Below are 16479 nucleotides of genomic sequence, written 5' to 3'. Positions count from 1 at the left end.
CGGGGTGCGCACGCTGGTGCTCGGCGGAATCAGGTCGGGCAAGTCACGATGGGCGGAGGCCGCGATGGCCGCTGAGCCCGCGGTGCGTTATGTCGCAACTGGCCCGGTGGCGGACGGGGATTCGTCCTGGGCACACCGGGTCACCGCACACCGCGAGCGGCGACCGGCATCGTGGACGACGGTCGAAACCACCGATGTAGCTGCGGCACTGGGCACCGATCCTGCGACCGCCACCCTGGTCGACGACCTCGGCGGCTGGCTGACGGCCACCCTCGACCGCCGCGGCTGGGATGACGCCCCGGTGGACACCGACGTCGACGAACTGGTGGCGGCGGTCGACGGGTTCGCCGCGCCACTGGCATTGGTCAGCCCGGAGGTGGGCCTGACCGTAGTGGCGGCCACGGCGTCGGGCCGGCGCTTCACCGACGAGCTCGGCACCCTCAATCAACGACTCGCCCAGTGCTGTGAGCAGGTGGTCCTCGTGGTTGCCGGGCTGCCGGTCTGGGTCAAGACAACAAAGGCGTCACACTGATGGATTTCCCCGAGGTCACCCCGCCGGACTCCCGCGCCGCCGCGGCGGCGCGGCGCAGGCAGGACATCCTGACCAAGCCGGCCGGTTCACTCGGCCGGCTCGAGGCGCTCTCGGTCTGGGTGTCCTCGTGTCAGGGGCTCTGTCCGCCACAGCAATTCGAGCGGGCCAGGGTGGTGGTGTTCGCCGGTGACCACGGGGTGGCCCGTACCGGCGTGTCGGCGTATCCGCCGGAGGTGACCGCGCAGATGGTGGCCAACATCGCCGCCGGCGGCGCCGCGATCAACGTACTGGCCGGCGTGGCCGGTGCGACCGTCCGCGTCGTCGACATCGCGGTGGATTGCGAGCAACCGGCGTCCGAGGCGATCGGCGCACACAAGGTGCGTCGCTCCAGCGGCAACATCGCGGTCGAGGACGCACTGAGCGCCGACGAGGTCCTCGCCGCGCTGGATGCCGGGCGCCGGATCGCCGACGACGAGGTGGATTCCGGTGCCGACCTGCTGATCGCCGGCGACATGGGGATCGGGAATACCACGGCCGCAACGGCTTTGATCGCAACACTCACCGACACCGAGCCGGTGGCGGTGGTCGGGCGCGGTACCGGGATCGACGACGCCGGCTGGGTCCGCAAGACCGGCGCGGTGCGCGACGCGATGTTCCGGGCCCGGCGGTTGCGTTCCGATCCGGTCGGCCTGCTGCGTACCTGCGGTGGTGCCGACCTGGCGGCGATGGCCGGCTTCTGCGCGCAGGCCGCGGTGCGGCGCACTCCCCTGCTGCTCGATGGCGTGGTGGTGGCGTCCGCGGCGCTCGTCGCCGATCGCCTCGCGCCGGGCGCACGGTCCTGGTGGCAGGCCGGACACCGGTCCACTGAGCCGGCCCACACGCTCGCACTGGCACATCTAGAGCTCGAACCCATCGTCGACCTGGGCCTGCGCCTCGGCGAGGGAACCGGAGCGGCGGTGGCGTTGCCACTGGTTCGGGCGGCGGTTGCGACATTGACGTCGATGGCTACGTTCGATACCGCTGGCGTGTCCGATCGCACCACGGATTGACCGTGTTCCGTTCGCTGGCAACAGCTTTCGCCTTCGCGACGGTGCTGCCGGTGCGCGGGTCGGCGGTCGGCCGGGCGACGATGACGGCGTTGCCGGTGGTCGGCATCGTGCTCGGCGGCCTCGCCGCTGGAGTGCTGTGGGCCGGCGGATGGGCGTTCGGCGCACACAGCGCGCTGTCGGGCGTGCTCACGGTGGCCGCACTGCTGCTGGCCACCCGCGGACTGCACATCGACGGACTGGCCGACACGGTTGACGGGCTCGGTTGTTACGGGCCGCCCGATCGGGCGCTGCGGGTGATGCGCGACGGGACCGCGGGTCCGTTCGGGGTCGCCGCCGTCGTCGTTGCGGTGGCCGCTCAGGCGCTGGCGTTGGGATCCACGGCGGGAGGACCGGCCGGGGTGTTCGCCGTCGTGGCAGCGCTAACGACCGGTCGGGTGGCGGCGGTGCTGGCGTGCCGACGCGGAATACCGGCCGCCGACGGCAGCGCCCTCGGCGGGCTGGTCGCCGGCACTCAGCCCGCGGCGGTGGCACTGGGCTGGGGGGTACTCGCGGCCGGGCTTGCGGTGCCGGCGACGCCCCGGATCTGGCAGGGGCCGGTGGTCGTGCTGGTTGTTCTCGCGATGACGACGGCGCTGGTGTCACATTGCGTTCGCCGCTTCGGCGGCATCACCGGCGACGTGCTGGGTGCGGTGATCGAGGTGGCGACGACATTGGCGATCGTGGGGTTGGCGATCCGCGTCTGAGCGCGCGGAATTCGACACAAATTGGTCACGTGTCACGCGCTCGTCAACGGGCTAGGTCCAAACAAAGTTGACACAGTTGTCAATTGCACCGTCGCGTGGGGGTGGTTTGACGAGCACCTTGGCCTTCGAATGCCTCAACGACGCGGTGGCGAACCAGATCCGGCTGTTCGGCCGCTGATGGACTCGCCGATCGGCTGGCCCAGGCTCTGGCACTGTCGCCCGGCGCGGACACCGTGGTGCAGCTGACCTGGAAGCACCACGCCGGGCACAACGTCTACGCCCGGACGTGGATGCGGTCGTGCTGCCGCGACGCGGTTCGGTGGTGCTGGAAGGGACCACCCGCGACATCATCTGGACCGCGGCGGTGGACGGCACCGAGCTGCCGGTGTTCCGCTCCGAGCTGGACTCCTACCGCAGGGACGGCTCGATCATGGTCGGCGAGATGCAGGTGATCCCGCACCTGGACGACGACGGGCGGATCGCGGCGATCCTCGGCGTCATCCGGGACGTCATCCGGGACGTCAGCGAACGCAAGAAGTTCGAGTGCGAGCTCACCCGCCTTGCCCGCACCGACCCGGTGACGGGAGTGTGGAATCGCCGCCACGGCGAACAGCTTTGGCAGGCCGACCCGAACCACGCCCGCGACCACAGTCACACACTGTCGCTGCTGATGCTTGACGTCGATTGCTTCAAACGCATCAACGACACCCACGGCCACCAGACCGGCGACGAAGTTTTCATCGAGATTGCCCGCCGCCGACGAAGCTCTCTACAAGGCCAAGCGGTCGGGGCGCAACGCGGTGCGCGGCTAGCTGAGCCGGGCCATCCAGCCATGCGTGTCGGCGAAGGTGCCGCGCTGAATGCCGGTGAGCGTGTCGCGCAGCGCCATCGTCACCTCGCCTGGCTCGCCGTCGGCGATGGTGAACTCGCCCTCGCCGAACTTCACCTGCGACACGGGGGTGATGACCGCCGCGGTGCCGCAGGCGAACACCTCGGTGATCTCCCCCGCGGCCACCCCCTTGCGCCACTCCTCGACGTCGATCTTGCGTTCCTCGACGGCGAAGCCGGCGTCGCTGGCCAGCTGCAACAGCGAGTCCCGGGTGATCCCGGGCAGCAACGAGCCGGACAGTTCCGGAGTGACCAGGCGCGCGGAGCCGCCACTACCGAAGACGAAGAACAGGTTCATCCCGCCCATCTCTTCGATGTAGCGCCGCTCGATCGCATCGAGCCACACCACCTGATCGCAGCCATGCTCAGCCGCTTCGGCCTGGGCCAGCAGCGAGGCGGCGTAGTTGCCGCCGAACTTGGCCGCGCCGGTGCCGCCGGGGCTGGCCCGCACGTACTCCGTCGACAACCAGACGCTGACCGGCTTGATGCCGCCCTTGAAGTACGCCCCGGCCGGCGAGGCGATCACCAGGTAGCGGTACTCCGACGCCGGCCGCACCCCGAGCCCGGGTTCGGTGGCGATGACGAAGGGCCGCAGGTACAGCGACTCCTCCCCACCGGCGGGCGGAACCCAGTCACTGTCGACGGCGATCAGCTGCCGCAGCGAGTTGATGAACAGTTCCTCGGGGAGTTCGGGGATGGCGAGCCGCCGGGCCGACGCACGCAGCCGCGCGGCGTTGGCCTCCGGCCGGAACGACACGATCGATCCGTCCGCCCAGCGGTACGCCTTGAGACCCTCGAAGATCTCCTGGGCGTAGTGCAGGACGATGGCCGACGGATCGAGCTCGATCGGCCCGTACGGGAGCACCCGCGCGTCATGCCAGCCGAGTTCGTCGGTGTAGAGCACCGAGACCATGTGATCGGTGTGGTAGCGGCCGAATCCGGGATCGGCGAGAATCCGGCCGCGTACCTCGTCGGTGGCCGCAGCAGTGTTGCGCTCAACCGTGAATTCGAGGGGGCCGTTGGTCATACGGCGATTGTAGACCGGGCCGCTAGCGAGTTTTGACCTCGACGAAGGGCGGCTTGACCACCTCACACTCCAGCGCACGCCCGCGAACGTCGACGTTGACCAGCGCACCGTCGTCGATGCCGGCCTCGGTGTCGATGAGGGCAAGCGCGATACCGACTTTGAGGGTCGGCGAGAACGTTCCCGAGGTGGTCACCCCGACGGGAGTCGCACCGTCGAGCACGGTCAGGTCCGCGCGCAGCACACCGCGGCCGGTCGCGCGCAACCCGCGCAGCAGCCGCCGCGGACCGGCCGTCTTCTCGGTCAGCAGGGCCTCGCGGCCCCAAAAGGCGTCCTTCTTCCAGCCGATCGCCCAGCCACACCGGGCCTGCAATGGGGAGATCTCCAACGACAACTCGTGGCCGTGCAGCGGATATCCCATCTCGGTGCGCAGGGTGTCGCGCGCCCCGAGACCGGCGAGTTGTCCACCGGCGGCCTGCACCTCGGCGACCAGTGCGTCGAACACCACCGGCGCGGACTCCCACGGCGGCAGCAGTTCGTAGCCGTGCTCGCCGGTATAGCCGGTCCGGCACACCCGCACCGGAACACCGGAGTACGTGGCGTCGGCATAACCCATGTAGTCCATGTCGGTGGGCAGCCCCAGCGCCCCGAGTACATCGCCGGAACGCGGTCCCTGCACCGCCAGTACGGCGTAGGAGCGGTGCTCATCGGTGATGGAAATCCCTTGCGGGGCGGCCTCTTGCAGCGCGGCGACCACGGCGGCGGTGTTGGCGGCATTGGGCACCAGAAAGATCTCGTCGTCGCTGACGTAGTAGGCGATGAGATCGTCGATGACACCTCCGCCGGGTGTGCAGCACAGCGTGTACTGCGCCTTGCCGGGCCCGACGCGGCGCAGGTCATTGGTCAGCGCGGAGTTGACGAACTCGGCCGCGCCCGGCCCGACGACCAGCGCCTTGCCGAGGTGACTGACGTCGAACAGACCGACCGCCTCGCGGGTGGCGGTGTGCTCGCCGACAGTTCCGGCGTAGGACACCGGCATCAGCCAGCCGCCGAAGGGGGCGAAGGTGGCGCCCAGCTCGCGGTGTCGGCTCTCGAGGGGCCCGTGCAACAGCTCGGAATTGTCGGTCACGGCCAACAACATTAAACCCCCATCGTTAGGGTTGATGCTCGTGAGCACCCAACCCGGTTACCCAGCCCCGTCCGTCACCGTTGCGACCTCCCTGCCCAAGCGCGGCACGGGGTCAGCCGTACTGGTCGTCCCGGTGGTCACCGGCTCGGACGCCGACGGCTCCGCCGCGGTGGTCGGCGGTCCGTTCCTGGACGCCGAGACCATCGGCGAGATCGAGGTGAGCCTGCGCGCGCTAGGCGCCAAGGGCGGTGCCGATCAGGTGACGCGGCTGCACGTGCCGTCGCTTCCGGTGGGCAGCGTGCTGGCCGTCGGGCTGGGTGCCGCGCGCGACGAGTGGCCGGCCGAGGTGATCCGGCGCGCCTCGGGCGTGGCCGCACGGTCGCTGTCCGGGGTGGAGGCCGTCATCACGACGCTGACCGAGCTGCACCTGGAGGCCGCGATCGAGGGCCTGATCCTGGGCGGCTACCGGTTCACCGAGTTCCGCAGCGCCAAAACGGCGCCCAAGGAGCCGGGGCTGACCAAGATCACGGCCCTGAGCACCGTCTCGGGAGCCAAGAAGGACGCCGCCCGGGCCGCAGCCATCGCCACCGCCGTTGCCACCGCACGCGACTTCGTCAACACCCCGCCCAGCCATCTGTTCCCGGCCGAGTTCGCCAAGCGCGCCAAGGCTTTGGGCGAGGCGGCCGGCCTGGAGGTCGAGGTACTCGACGACAAGGCGCTGGCCAAGGCCGGGTTCGGTGGGATCGTGGGGGTCGGCAAGGGTTCGTCGCGTCCGCCCCGGCTGGTGCGGCTGGCCTACCGAGGCGGCAAGGGCAAGAAGGCGAAAACCGTCGCGTTAGTCGGCAAGGGCATCACCTTCGACACCGGCGGCATCTCGATCAAGCCGGCCGCCTCGATGCACCACATGACCTCCGACATGGGCGGGGCCGCCGCGGTGATCGCGACCGTGGTGCTGGCCGCGCAGCAGGAGCTGCCCATCGACGTGATCGCCACCGTGCCGATGGCCGAGAACATGCCGTCGTCGACCGCGCAGCGCCCCGGTGACGTGCTGACCCAGTACGGCGGGATCACCGTCGAGGTGCTCAACACCGACGCCGAGGGCCGGCTGATCCTGGCCGATGCGATCGTGCGGGCCTGCGAGGACGATCCGGACTACCTGATCGAGACCTCGACGCTGACCGGCGCGCAGACCGTCGCACTCGGTGCCCGCACGCCGGGAGTGATGGGCAGCGACGAGTTCCGCGACCGGGTGGCGCGGATCTCGCAGGCCGAAGGTGAGAACGCCTGGCCGATGCCCCTGCCCGAAGAATTGAAGGACGACCTGAAGTCCACGGTGGCCGACCTGGCCAACGTCAGCTCGCAACGCTTCGCCGGCATGCTGGTGGCCGGGGTGTACCTGCGCGAATTCGTCGCCGACGGGGTGCAGTGGGCCCACATCGACATCGCCGGTCCGGCGTACAACACCTCCGGTCCGTGGGGATACACCCCCAAGGGCGGCACCGGCGTGCCGACGCGCACGATGTTCGCCGTGCTGGAGGACATCGCCGCGAACGGGTAGCCAATCAAACGGTTTCGTAGGGATCGTAAAAGTCGACGGCCGTACGATCTGGGTCCTTCCGATAGATCGTGAAGATGGTGAAATCGCCGAGGGGCGTCATGATGCCGAACGAGATCACGTCACCCGACGACTCGGCGACAACCGAGTACGCGACCCCGAATCCGCTGTTTCCGAAGTAGATGAAGTTGAATATCGAACCGATCCCCGGGACGTCGACGCCCTCGACGACGTCGGTGATGAGGATCGCTTTGCTATAGATGCCGAGCCAGTCCCATTGGGTGGACACGTCAGCATCGACGGTCCCGAGCAGGTTGCCCAGCGAATCGTAGATATTGAATTGCTGGTAGCCCTGGACTTGAACTTCTCTGGGCGGGAGCCCGTTCACCCCGCTGACGATCAGGTCGGAAACGGCAACGAAGACGAGGCCGCCGGGGGTTGTTAACGAATGGCCTGTCGGCTCGGACGACGCATCGAGATAGTCCTCTTTGATCGTGGTGATCCCGTCGGCAGTCACCCGTATCACCGAGACGACGTCACCTGAATCTGAGGGCATCGAGGTGTACAGAACGTAATTGTCGTCGGAACCCTCGTAGATCACGTTGTACACCGTGTCGACCGGCGGGACCTGTCCCGCGTCGGTGCCGACATTGATCCCATCGTTGGAGGTGACCAGGATTGCCTCGGTATAGAGGCCGGTGATATCCGACGTCACCGTGAAGACGCCCTCGAAGCTCCCCACAACATTGCCGTCCGAATCGTAGATATTGAATACCTGCGTACCCTGAACGGTCGTGTAGCCGGGCACAATTCCGCTTATCCCGGTTATGGTTTCGCCGTCGGGATCTGCCGGAGCGATCGTGTAGCCGTTGCCGAGATCAATGGCACGATTGTCCACCGTATGATCGGCGATCCCTGCTGCCGCGTCGAACGACAGGGGAATGGAAATGTTCCCGAACGGCGTCACAATTTTGAACGAGATCACGTCCCCGGAATCCGTGGGCATCGAGGTGTAGGTCCAGCCCCAGCCGGCGACATTGAAGGTGGCAATCACTGAGCCGACCGGTGGAGTTTGCCCGGCACCGGTACCCACGTTGGTTCCGTCGTTGGCGGTGACAAGGATTTCGGTGTACGGGTATCCGTTGCCCCTACTCACGATGGCGTCGAAGCTCCCCACCGTTTCACCGGTGCTCGGGTCGACGACGTCGAAAGACTGTTCTCCCTGAATCAGGCTCGGCGCACCCGGCAGATACGTCCATATTCCGTAAAACGAAGTGATCACTTCGGTGGAACTCGGCACCAGGGTGTAGCCGTTCAGCTGGAGCGACGTGGTCACCCCCGACACGCTGTTCTGCGTAGTGGTGACGACGGAGACGATCGTGGTGAACGCGGCCTCGAGCACAGTGGTAAAGGCGAGGCTGGCGAGCTCCGCGATCGCGGTGACATTCGACTTGGTCGCGGTCAAACTTGTCTGGATCGCCGTCGCGGTCGCGGTCAAATTCGTCTGGATCACGGTCGCGGTCGCGGTCAAATTCTTCTGGATCGCCTCGACGGTCGCCGCCAAGCTCGTCGCGGTCGCGCTGGTCGCAGTCTCGGTCGCCGCTGCAGCGGTCGCCGTGGTCGTTGCCGCGGTCTCGGTCGCCGTTGTCGCGGTTGTTGTCTCCGACGCCGCCGCCGCGGTTGTCGTTGTTGCCGCGGTTGTGGTTGTTGCCGCGGTCTCCGTCTCGGCGGTCTCCGACGCCGCCGTGTCGTCGGTCGAGGCTGTCGTCTGGCTGGTACTACCTGTCGAGTCGGTGGTGCCGGTCGTGACCCCACGGGCGCTGTGCCCGGTTGACGCGGTCGACCGCGTCGTCGATGAAGACGCGGTTAAAGACGTGCTTGAAGACGTGGACGCAGACGTGGACGACGTCGAGGACTGCGTGGTCCCAGCTGACCGTGTGCGCGCGCTGCCACCAGTCGCCGAGTTGCTCGTCGACGACTTGGACGAATCCGCGGAGCCCGCGTCGGCCGAGGCGACCCAGCAGGTCGTCAAGGCTCCCATGCTCATACCGCAGATGACCGCGAGTCCCCCTACACCCCCGACATAGCGTGCGGCGCTCATCTTCTAGCCGCTTTGAGTAGACACAGAGATGTCGGCTTCGCCGCCAACCGATTTCGCGGACATATCCGCCGGCCCACCCGGCAGGTCGTAAGCGGTGTAGACGAATCCGAGGTCTTTGCGGATGCGGTCGGGGCTGATACCGAATTGATCCGGCGCATGATGGTGACGACTCTTGTAGCTGCGCTGCCGCTCGGCCTGCGCGCGGACTTCCTCACGGAACTGCGCTGAGGGCTCGATCTCGAGGAAGTCGAGGATGCGTTCGATCGTCGGCTCGAGATCCTGCAGGAGGTCGGTGTAGCGGACCACGCAGAGGTTGCGTTCCGGGATGGAGCCGGACGACTGCGCCTGATGAAACGCTCTGAGCATGTCGCAGGAAGCCTGATAGAGGTTCTCGATCCACCGCTGCTGGTCGTCGTCCCGTGTGCGGTTCCAGACGTCGTACCCGTTCTCAAGCACGCTCGCCAGCAGCGACATACCGGACGGGATGACTTCGACCGGATCGCGGATGATGTAGACGAGCTTGCAGTCGGGATAGCGCTCCAGCACCTCCTCCAGCCGGAAGGTGAGCATGCTCGTTTTGGCCAAGATGCGACTGCAGCGTTTGTACGTCAGGTTCCGTCGCCAGCACGCCTCGTAGTAGCCGAAGAAGCGCTCGCTATCGCGTTGGGTCACGCCTTCGATACCAAGTGCGCGGCGCGACTGCGCGCTTCCCCAAGTATCCTGCCAGGCAAGGAAATACGCCCATGCGAATGGCCCGTCGAGGGTACGGAAGAACCACGCCACATCGTCTGTCTCGATACCGCGAAGACTTGTGTCATGGATGTCCGAAGAGTGATAGCGCGCCGGTGAAAGCCGGTCCAGGCGCGGGACCACGCGGCCGAGCAGCTTGCGTGCCGTGATCGCCGGGAAGAGCATCTCCCACAGTTCGAAGGCGGCCATCCCACCGGCACCCAACAGCAGTCGGTGCAGGAATGTAGTGCCGCTGCGGGGGTTGCCGATGATGAAGATCGGTCGGTCGATCGGCTGCCTGCGGTAGCGCGGGTAGACGAGATTGTCCAGGCCCAGGGTCGTCGCGGAGACCGCCTGCCGCACCTGGAGCATCGCAAACGCTCCCAGCGGGCGCAGTCTGAACCCGAATGTCGTCCTGATGACTCGGTAGAGCCGCAGATAGTGGCTTCTCATGCCGCTTCCCACGTAGCAGCGGCGCTCACAATGGTGAATCCGGCCGCGGCAGTTGCGAGGACGATCTTGTCGCCGGGCTCCACGGTGCCGTGTTTGAGGCGGTAGTCGAGCGCGAGGACCGACGAGGTGCTCGCTGTGTTGCCGTATAACGAGTGGGTGTGCACGCACGCCTGGGGTCGCGCGCCGAGTTCGTTGAGAACTCGCTCCACCAACGCCTCGCTGGGCTGGTGGAAGGCATAGTGATCAACCTCCTGCGGAGTCCACCCGATCTCGGCAAGCAGACGGCGGACCTCGGGGGCCGCATGTTTGGCAAGCGCGAACAGTTCGGTCGACTGCGACATGAAGTGCCCGTCGACCGGCGCCTTGCAGAGTGCATAGTGCTCGCTGAGTGTTGTGTGCCGCAGAGCCGCGAGCCGCGCGCCACCCCGTGGCAGCACCGTGCGGGTGACCACGAATGCGGCGGCAGCGTTCCCGAGCGTCAGGCCGGCGGCGCCGAGCGCCACATCCTCGATCGTTTGCATGTCGTAGTTGATCCGGTCGCCCGTTAGCTCACCGGCGCAGATGAGCGCCGTCTGGACTTCGTCGTGCAGGGCAAAGTAGCCGGTGGCGACGTGCAGGGCCTCGATGAGTCCGGCACAGGCGCAGGTGACATCCATGGCGTGAAGCGGCTTGGCGCCGAGGCGTCCGGCTACTTCTGCAGCCGTCGCCGGTTCGAACGCATCGCGGGCAATTCCGCCATAAATCAGCAGGTCGATATCGGTGGGTGCCAGGCCGTTCTCCCGAAGGCAGGCGTTCGCCGCGAGCGAGGCGAACTGCCCGGGGGACATCCCGGGGTAGCTGTCGAGGTAGCGCGTCTTGGTATTACATCGGTCGAAGACGTAGCGAATGGCTTGTTCGATCACGCTCCATTCCGACGCCGCGCCGCGGAAAGAGGCCCGCACCCGGGACAACACCGTCTCGTTGTCGACCGCCGCATCGGGAGTGACGGTGGCGGGCCGCGAGATGTACAGACATGGAAGACTCATGAAACGTATCTCCTAGACGCGCGATCGCGGTGCGTGTGCATTCACTGATGAGCGTGCAAGCGCCGTCGCAGTACCCGCGTCACTGAGCGTTTTCGTCCTGACGATTATGAAAAGTGGGACGCCTTGGCTTCTAAAACCCCCTGGCGGCAATTGATCTCGAAGATGAGTGAGTCACCTTGGAGATAAATTTTCGCACGAGCGGAATTTTACTGATCAATCGATGTGACTCAGCTGTGGCTTATATGTGAGCCGGGTATGAGCGATCGGTCCAGCCGTCGGGCAAGTGCCGCAAAACGCGCTAGGTGTACGAGGACACGACGTTTGTTACGTGTCTTGCCAGACCTTGAGCTGGAGGTTGTCCGCCGCGGGCTCCATGGGGCCGGTGGTAGTTGAAGTGGAGGTTCCAGATTTTGAGCGCGTCGGTGCGTTGTTGTTCTGAGGTCCATGTGCGGGCGTAGAGGAACTCTTCGGCCAGGATGCGGTTGTAGCGTTCTACTTTCCCGTTATGACGTGGGGTGTATGGAGTTATCCGTTGATGGCGGGCACCGTGGAGCACCCGGCTGAAGTCACTGGCTCGGTAGCAGGGTCCGTTGTCGGTGACGATTCTTTCGATGTGTTGAATGCCGTGAGCGGCGAACCACACCCGTGCTCGGTGCACGAATGATATTGCGGTCGTGGCCCGTTCATCGGGCAGGGCTTCGGTATAAGCGAGTCGGGAGTATCCGTCGACGGCGGAGTGCAGATAGACGTATCCGGCCTTTGTGCCGCGCCTAGTGGCGGCAGCGACGGCTTTGGCCTGTGGACTCCCGCGGCCGTGCGCACGCCATCCGCCGCCGTCTGGGATCCGGCCCACCTTTTTGACGTCAATGTGAACCATGTGACCTGGTCGGCTGGCGTTGATTGGTCTTGCCGTACGGTTCGTTTCTCCACTGGGGTCGATGAAGCGGCGGCGGTTCAGTCCGAGGTCGAGCAGTATCCGTGACACTGTGCGGCGGCTGACTGCCACTTCGTGTCGGATCAGAAGTTCGTGGCTGATGCGCGATGCGGACCACTTTCGTTCGCGGCGCAGAGCTTCGATGATCTCGACGGCAGAAGCCGAGGTGGCGGTAGGTTGGTGGTGCGGCGTTGAGGAGCGGTCGTACAAACCCAGCTCGCCGTATCGACGAAACCGATTGACCCATTTGGACGCACACGAGCGGGAGATTCCCATTTCGGCGGCGACGTGCGCGATGGGTCGTGACTGGCAGCGCTGAATGAGCCTCCGACGGCCTTCGATGGATAGTGGTGCGTTGCGGTGGGTCACAGCTCCACCGTGTCGTTGACGGCAGGTGCGCCCAGCCATTGGTGTAGTGCAGCGGTGAGGGACTGTTCGACTGAATCGGGGGCGTCGAAGTTGGCGGTCCATGCGACGTATCCGTCGGGCCGCACCAGTGTTTGCGAGGCGTGCCGTTGCCTGTGGTTCGTCATGATGTGTGCGTCGAGGTGCTCGACGCGTGCACCCCAGAGTTGAGCCGTGCGGGCCAACGCGTCGTCGGTGCCGATGAATACAGCTTGACCTGTACCGAGGTGATCGTGAATGCGGCCGTACCCGTGGGACAGGTCCGCATTGGGAGCGGGGCGGCCGATGACGTCAGTGTCGGAGCGACCGTAGCGTGTTGCTTGACCACTGAGAATCCCGGCGAGCACGTGCTGACCGTCAGGGGTCTTGGCCAGAGCGGCGAAGAGGGACCGCAGCGCAGGTCCGTCTGGGTGCCGTGTGGGTGCCCAGTCGAGGAGGACGCCTTGGGCGCGGGTGTTGTCCAGGACGTCGACGCCAATCGGATGCCGTTCGGCGTTATAGGAATCGAGAAGTGTCGGTGGCGCGGTGTGCTGGACGGTGGCGGCCAGCTTCCATCCGAGATTGTGGGCGTCGCCGATGCCGAGATTCATCCCTTGGCCACCCATGGGCAGATGAATATGTGCGGCATCTCCGGCGAACAGCAGGCGACGGTGTCGGTAGTTCTCGATCTGGCGTGCAGCGTTGTCGATGACGGTGCTGTACAGACACTCTTCGACACGTGTTGGTACGCCGAAGATTTCGGTGAGCGCGGTCGTCAGCGCATCGCCCGTAACCACCGTGTCGCGGTCTATCTTGTCTTCACCTCCCGCGACGACCACACGTAGCACCTGGTCGTCGAGGGGGAAGGCGAGCGCCCACCGACCGTCCAGTCCTTGGGTGAAGCGCTGTAGCGGCTCAGACATGGATAGTCGCACGTCAGCAATGATGCCGGTGGCATCGGCTGGGCGACCGGGGAAGTTCACGTCTGCAAGACGTCGGGTGCTGCTGTGGGCGCCGTCGGCGCCAACGACATACAGGGGGCCCAGCGCGTACCGTCGTCCCACGTCGGTGCTGATGGTTACGTCGCAATGAGTCTCGGCTTGCGTCAGTTGTTCCAATGCGTGGCCACGATGTACGTGGACCCCGCGGTCGGCCAGGTGCTCCTCGAGGGCTCGCTCGACGTGAATCTGCGGCACCGGCCAGGCTGGTTGGTTGTCGATCCAGTCGCCGAGGTCGACGGGGATGCCCGCAAAGTGGGCCAGCGTCGACGGCTCGTAGTGTCCAGAGCTCAGCACTTCAGCCAACAAGCCCCTTTGCCACAGAATGTCGGCGATCCGCGGCTGAATCCACCCGGCCCGCGAAAGCGGATTGCGCTCGAGCCGACGATCCACGATCACCACGTCGACACCGGCAAGGTTCAACTCAGCAGCCAGCATCAGACCTGTCGGTCCGGCGCCGACCACAAGCACTTCGCACGCGTTCATCTCGACTCCTCAACCCCGCGGGTTAACAGTTTACTGTCATGTTAACAGCACGCTGTCATATTTGTTCGCGACTGTGTTCACAGGACGCTGTTATGATCACGGCAATAATCTGAGATGGCAGGAAGACACATGACAGGCCCGGACGATTCGTTCTCTCGCCGGTTATGGCGCACCGAGAATGTGGTGGATCGGGCGATAGACCACGCCCTGTCTGCCTGTGGCTTGTCGAGCACGCTCCTCGGGACACTCCGGATGGTCGTTGACGATCCTGGCGTGTCGACCGCAGAGCTCGCCCGGCGTGCTCAAGTGCGGCCCCAGAGCATTGCCCACGCAGTCGGCAAGCTCGAAGACCAAGGACTAGTCGAGCGCCGTCCTCATCCCGTGCACGGAAAGATTTTGCAGGTCTTCCCCACGCCCACCGCGAAATCGGCCCTTCGTGGAGGAAGCAAGGCGCTGCGGCAGGCCGAAGACGTGCTTCTCGGCGGCCTGGCACCAGACGAACGGCAGGCGTTAGCTGATCTCCTCGATCGCGTGTCTAGGAACGCGCGCAACAATTTGATGGGCTAGCGCCTCGATCCTGGCGCTGCGGTATCCATCACAAGCCACATAACCGGACCACCTCCGGTTCGGCTCGTTCAATCAACTGCCAACAACGTCATGACCCGCAACAGCTAGACGACCTTGCCACGGGCGGTGCTGCGCAGCGCCTGCGGCAGGACCCGCGAGGTGCCGTAGAGCAGGTACGCCTCGGGCGTGACCGGGCGGATCGGTTTGTTCTTCTGTACCGCCGAGACGATCGCACCGGCTACTTTCTCCGGCCCGTACCGGCGCAGCCTGAACATTTTCTCCAGCTGCGCGCGCCGGCCCGGCACCGCGGAGCCCTTGCCATCGGGCGCGTGCAGCTGGGTGGTCGACACGATGTTGGTGTCGACGATCCCGGGGCAGATGGTGGTCAATCCGATTCCGGCGGCGTCGAGTTCGGCCCGCAGACAGTCGGAGAACATGTACACCGCAGCCTTGGACGTGCAGTAGGCGTTAAGCGACTGCAGGGGCACGTACGCCGCCATGGAGGCGACGTTGACGATGTGCCCGCCGGTTCCCCGGTCCACCATGCGCCGGGCGAAAGACCGGCAGCCGTTGACCACCCCCCCAAGGTTGACGTCGAGTACCCGGTCGAACTGCTCGGGCGGCGTGTCCAGGAATGCACCCGCGACCCCGATGCCGGCGTTGTTGACCACGATGTCGGGTACGCCGTAGCTCTCGCACACCTCGCCGGCGAACCGCTCGACGGCCTCGGCGTCGGCGACGTCCACTACGTGCGGATGTGCCACACCGCCGTCGGAGCCGATCCGGGCGGCCGTCTCCTTGACCGCGGCCTCGTCGATGTCGCTGACGATCACCTCGGCGCCCTCACGGGCGAACGCCAGCGCGGTTTCGCGGCCAATTCCACTTCCCGCACCGGTAACCGATACAAGCATGTCGCCGAACGCTTTTCGGCGCCGACCCACTTCGGCACGCAGTAGCGCGCGGGCTGGGGCCCCGCCGCCGAGGTGGGTTGCCAGCTCGGCCGTAGCGGTGGCGATTACTTCGGGATGCGACATCGGCGACCAGTGCCCGGCCCGAATGTCGCGGCGCCACAACCGGGGTGCCCAGCGCGCGGTGTCGTCGTATACGTAGGGGCGTACGAATTTGTCCGCGGTGTTGACGATCAGCTGGACGGGAACCGAGACGTACCGGTTGCCCTTCACCCTCAGCAGTGAGCGAAAGAAGTTGGCGCGGTAGATCTTCAGCCCGTTGGCCGCATCGGAAACGTAGGTGTCCCCGTGGCGCATGCGCGAAGGCGGAATGCCGGGGGCGATGAACACCGCCCGGACCACCCCCGCCAGGAATGCCCGCATGGCCAACGGCATGAGCACCGGGATGGAGAAGCTCATCATATAGCTCAGGTGCGCGGCCTGGGCGAGCGCTTTCGCAAATCGCCGCGGCCGCAAGGGATTCGAAAGACCGTCACGGACATAGCGGCTCAGATGGTCGGCGTCGGGACCGGAGATCGACGTGAACGATGCGACCGTGTCGGTAGCGACCGGTCGGGTCAGATACTCCCACACCGTCGATGACCCCCAGTCGTGTCCGATGACGTGCACCGGCCGGCCCGGGGACAGCTCGGCGATGACTGCGGCGAAGTCATCGGCGAGGCGAGTCAGGTGGTAGGCCGACACACCCTTGGGCGCCGAGGAAGCGCCGGCGCCGCGGTTGTCGTAGCGGATGACGCGGAACTTCTCGGTCAGCAGTGGCACGACGCCGTCCCACAGCACGTGCGAATCGGGCCACCCGTGGACGAGGACGATAGTCGGGCCGTCGGGATTGCCCTCCTCGTAGACCGCGAGACGGGTTCCGTCGCTGCTCCCGACATGGTGCGTAGTCATCCGAACCCTCCAAGACACCGGCT

Annotated in this window: 15 protein-coding genes and 1 pseudogene; 7 read left to right on the top strand and 9 right to left on the bottom strand. The window is 66.0% G+C overall.

The window, feature by feature from the left end:
- The first annotated feature begins 4 nt into the window (after positions 1 to 4).
- The 3 genes from ACXDF8_RS05255 to ACXDF8_RS05245 are packed head-to-tail and all read left to right on the top strand — an operon-like array spanning position 5 to position 2324.
- Complete coding sequence (locus ACXDF8_RS05255) at positions 5 to 532, top strand: bifunctional adenosylcobinamide kinase/adenosylcobinamide-phosphate guanylyltransferase (RefSeq protein WP_457222194.1); 528 nt, start codon at positions 5 to 7, stop codon at positions 530 to 532.
- Positions 532 to 1581: a nicotinate-nucleotide--dimethylbenzimidazole phosphoribosyltransferase gene (cobT, locus tag ACXDF8_RS05250; protein ID WP_457222193.1), complete on the top strand. Its 1050-nt coding sequence runs from the start codon at positions 532 to 534 to the stop codon at positions 1579 to 1581. The genes ACXDF8_RS05255 and cobT overlap by 1 nt, the downstream gene beginning before the upstream one ends.
- A 2-nt stretch (positions 1582 to 1583) precedes the next feature.
- Complete coding sequence (locus ACXDF8_RS05245) at positions 1584 to 2324, top strand: adenosylcobinamide-GDP ribazoletransferase (protein ID WP_457222192.1); 741 nt, start codon at positions 1584 to 1586, stop codon at positions 2322 to 2324.
- 274 nt (positions 2325 to 2598) lie between these two features.
- Here ACXDF8_RS05245 and ACXDF8_RS05240 read toward each other — a convergent pair whose 3' ends face one another.
- Positions 2599 to 2979: a hypothetical protein gene (locus ACXDF8_RS05240; protein ID WP_457222191.1), complete on the bottom strand. Its 381-nt coding sequence runs from the start codon at positions 2977 to 2979 to the stop codon at positions 2599 to 2601.
- Here ACXDF8_RS05240 and ACXDF8_RS05235 point away from each other — a divergent pair.
- Positions 2911 to 3057 (top strand): annotated as a pseudogene (locus tag ACXDF8_RS05235) (diguanylate cyclase); the annotation flags it as partial. The gene ACXDF8_RS05240 and the pseudogene ACXDF8_RS05235 overlap by 69 nt on opposite strands.
- 75 nt (positions 3058 to 3132) lie before the next feature.
- On the opposite strand, the gene ACXDF8_RS05230 reads toward ACXDF8_RS05235, so the two are convergent.
- Positions 3133 to 4239, bottom strand: coding sequence for a branched-chain amino acid aminotransferase (locus ACXDF8_RS05230; RefSeq protein ID WP_457222190.1), 1107 nt, complete (start codon positions 4237 to 4239; stop codon positions 3133 to 3135).
- Positions 4240 to 4261: 22 nt separating this feature from the next.
- Positions 4262 to 5365, bottom strand: a complete 1104-nt coding sequence (gene gcvT, locus ACXDF8_RS05225; RefSeq protein ID WP_457222189.1) for a glycine cleavage system aminomethyltransferase GcvT — start codon at positions 5363 to 5365, stop codon at positions 4262 to 4264.
- Between the two features lie 34 nt (positions 5366 to 5399).
- Here gcvT and ACXDF8_RS05220 point away from each other — a divergent pair, with 34 nt between their 5' ends.
- Positions 5400 to 6923, top strand: a complete 1524-nt coding sequence (locus ACXDF8_RS05220) for a leucyl aminopeptidase (RefSeq protein WP_457222188.1) — start codon at positions 5400 to 5402, stop codon at positions 6921 to 6923.
- Positions 6924 to 6927: 4 nt separating this feature from the next.
- Here ACXDF8_RS05220 and ACXDF8_RS05215 read toward each other — a convergent pair whose 3' ends face one another.
- Complete coding sequence (locus ACXDF8_RS05215; RefSeq protein ID WP_457222187.1) at positions 6928 to 8256, bottom strand: hypothetical protein; 1329 nt, start codon at positions 8254 to 8256, stop codon at positions 6928 to 6930.
- On the opposite strand from ACXDF8_RS05215, the gene ACXDF8_RS05210 reads away from it, so the two are divergent.
- Positions 8249 to 9007 carry a hypothetical protein gene (locus ACXDF8_RS05210; RefSeq protein ID WP_457222186.1) on the top strand — a complete coding sequence of 253 codons (759 nt, stop codon included), beginning with the start codon at positions 8249 to 8251 and terminating at the stop codon, positions 9005 to 9007. The two genes, ACXDF8_RS05215 and ACXDF8_RS05210, sit on opposite strands and share 8 nt — an antisense overlap.
- Before the next feature lie 17 nt (positions 9008 to 9024).
- Here ACXDF8_RS05210 and ACXDF8_RS05205 read toward each other — a convergent pair whose 3' ends face one another.
- The 4 genes from ACXDF8_RS05205 to ACXDF8_RS05190 all read right to left on the bottom strand — a co-directional run bounded on the left by ACXDF8_RS05205 (position 9025) and on the right by ACXDF8_RS05190 (position 14030).
- Complete coding sequence (locus tag ACXDF8_RS05205; RefSeq protein ID WP_457222185.1) at positions 9025 to 10122, bottom strand: sulfotransferase family protein; 1098 nt, start codon at positions 10120 to 10122, stop codon at positions 9025 to 9027.
- 77 nt (positions 10123 to 10199) lie between these two features.
- Entirely contained in the window at positions 10200 to 11228 is a 1029-nt protein-coding gene (locus ACXDF8_RS05200; RefSeq protein WP_457222184.1) for a 3-oxoacyl-ACP synthase III family protein, read from the bottom strand.
- A 298-nt stretch (positions 11229 to 11526) separates the two neighbouring features.
- Complete coding sequence (locus tag ACXDF8_RS05195) at positions 11527 to 12531, bottom strand: IS481 family transposase (RefSeq protein ID WP_457222183.1); 1005 nt, start codon at positions 12529 to 12531, stop codon at positions 11527 to 11529.
- Positions 12528 to 14030: an FAD-dependent monooxygenase gene (locus ACXDF8_RS05190; RefSeq protein ID WP_457222182.1), complete on the bottom strand. Its 1503-nt coding sequence runs from the start codon at positions 14028 to 14030 to the stop codon at positions 12528 to 12530. The genes ACXDF8_RS05195 and ACXDF8_RS05190 overlap by 4 nt, the downstream gene beginning before the upstream one ends.
- Positions 14031 to 14159: 129 nt before the next feature.
- Here ACXDF8_RS05190 and ACXDF8_RS05185 point away from each other — a divergent pair, with 129 nt between their 5' ends.
- Positions 14160 to 14597 carry a MarR family winged helix-turn-helix transcriptional regulator gene (locus ACXDF8_RS05185; protein ID WP_457222181.1) on the top strand — a complete coding sequence of 146 codons (438 nt, stop codon included), beginning with the start codon at positions 14160 to 14162 and terminating at the stop codon, positions 14595 to 14597.
- Positions 14598 to 14701: 104 nt separating this feature from the next.
- Here the strand turns inward: ACXDF8_RS05185 and ACXDF8_RS05180 are convergent, their stop codons facing one another.
- Positions 14702 to 16456 carry an SDR family oxidoreductase gene (locus tag ACXDF8_RS05180; protein ID WP_457222180.1) on the bottom strand — a complete coding sequence of 585 codons (1755 nt, stop codon included), beginning with the start codon at positions 16454 to 16456 and terminating at the stop codon, positions 14702 to 14704.
- Positions 16457 to 16479: the final 23 nt, after the last annotated feature.

The organism is Mycolicibacterium sp. CBM1, assembly GCF_054073305.1.
The sequence above is the reverse complement of the archived record's forward strand: the minus strand, read 5'-3'. Positions and strand labels throughout refer to the sequence as shown.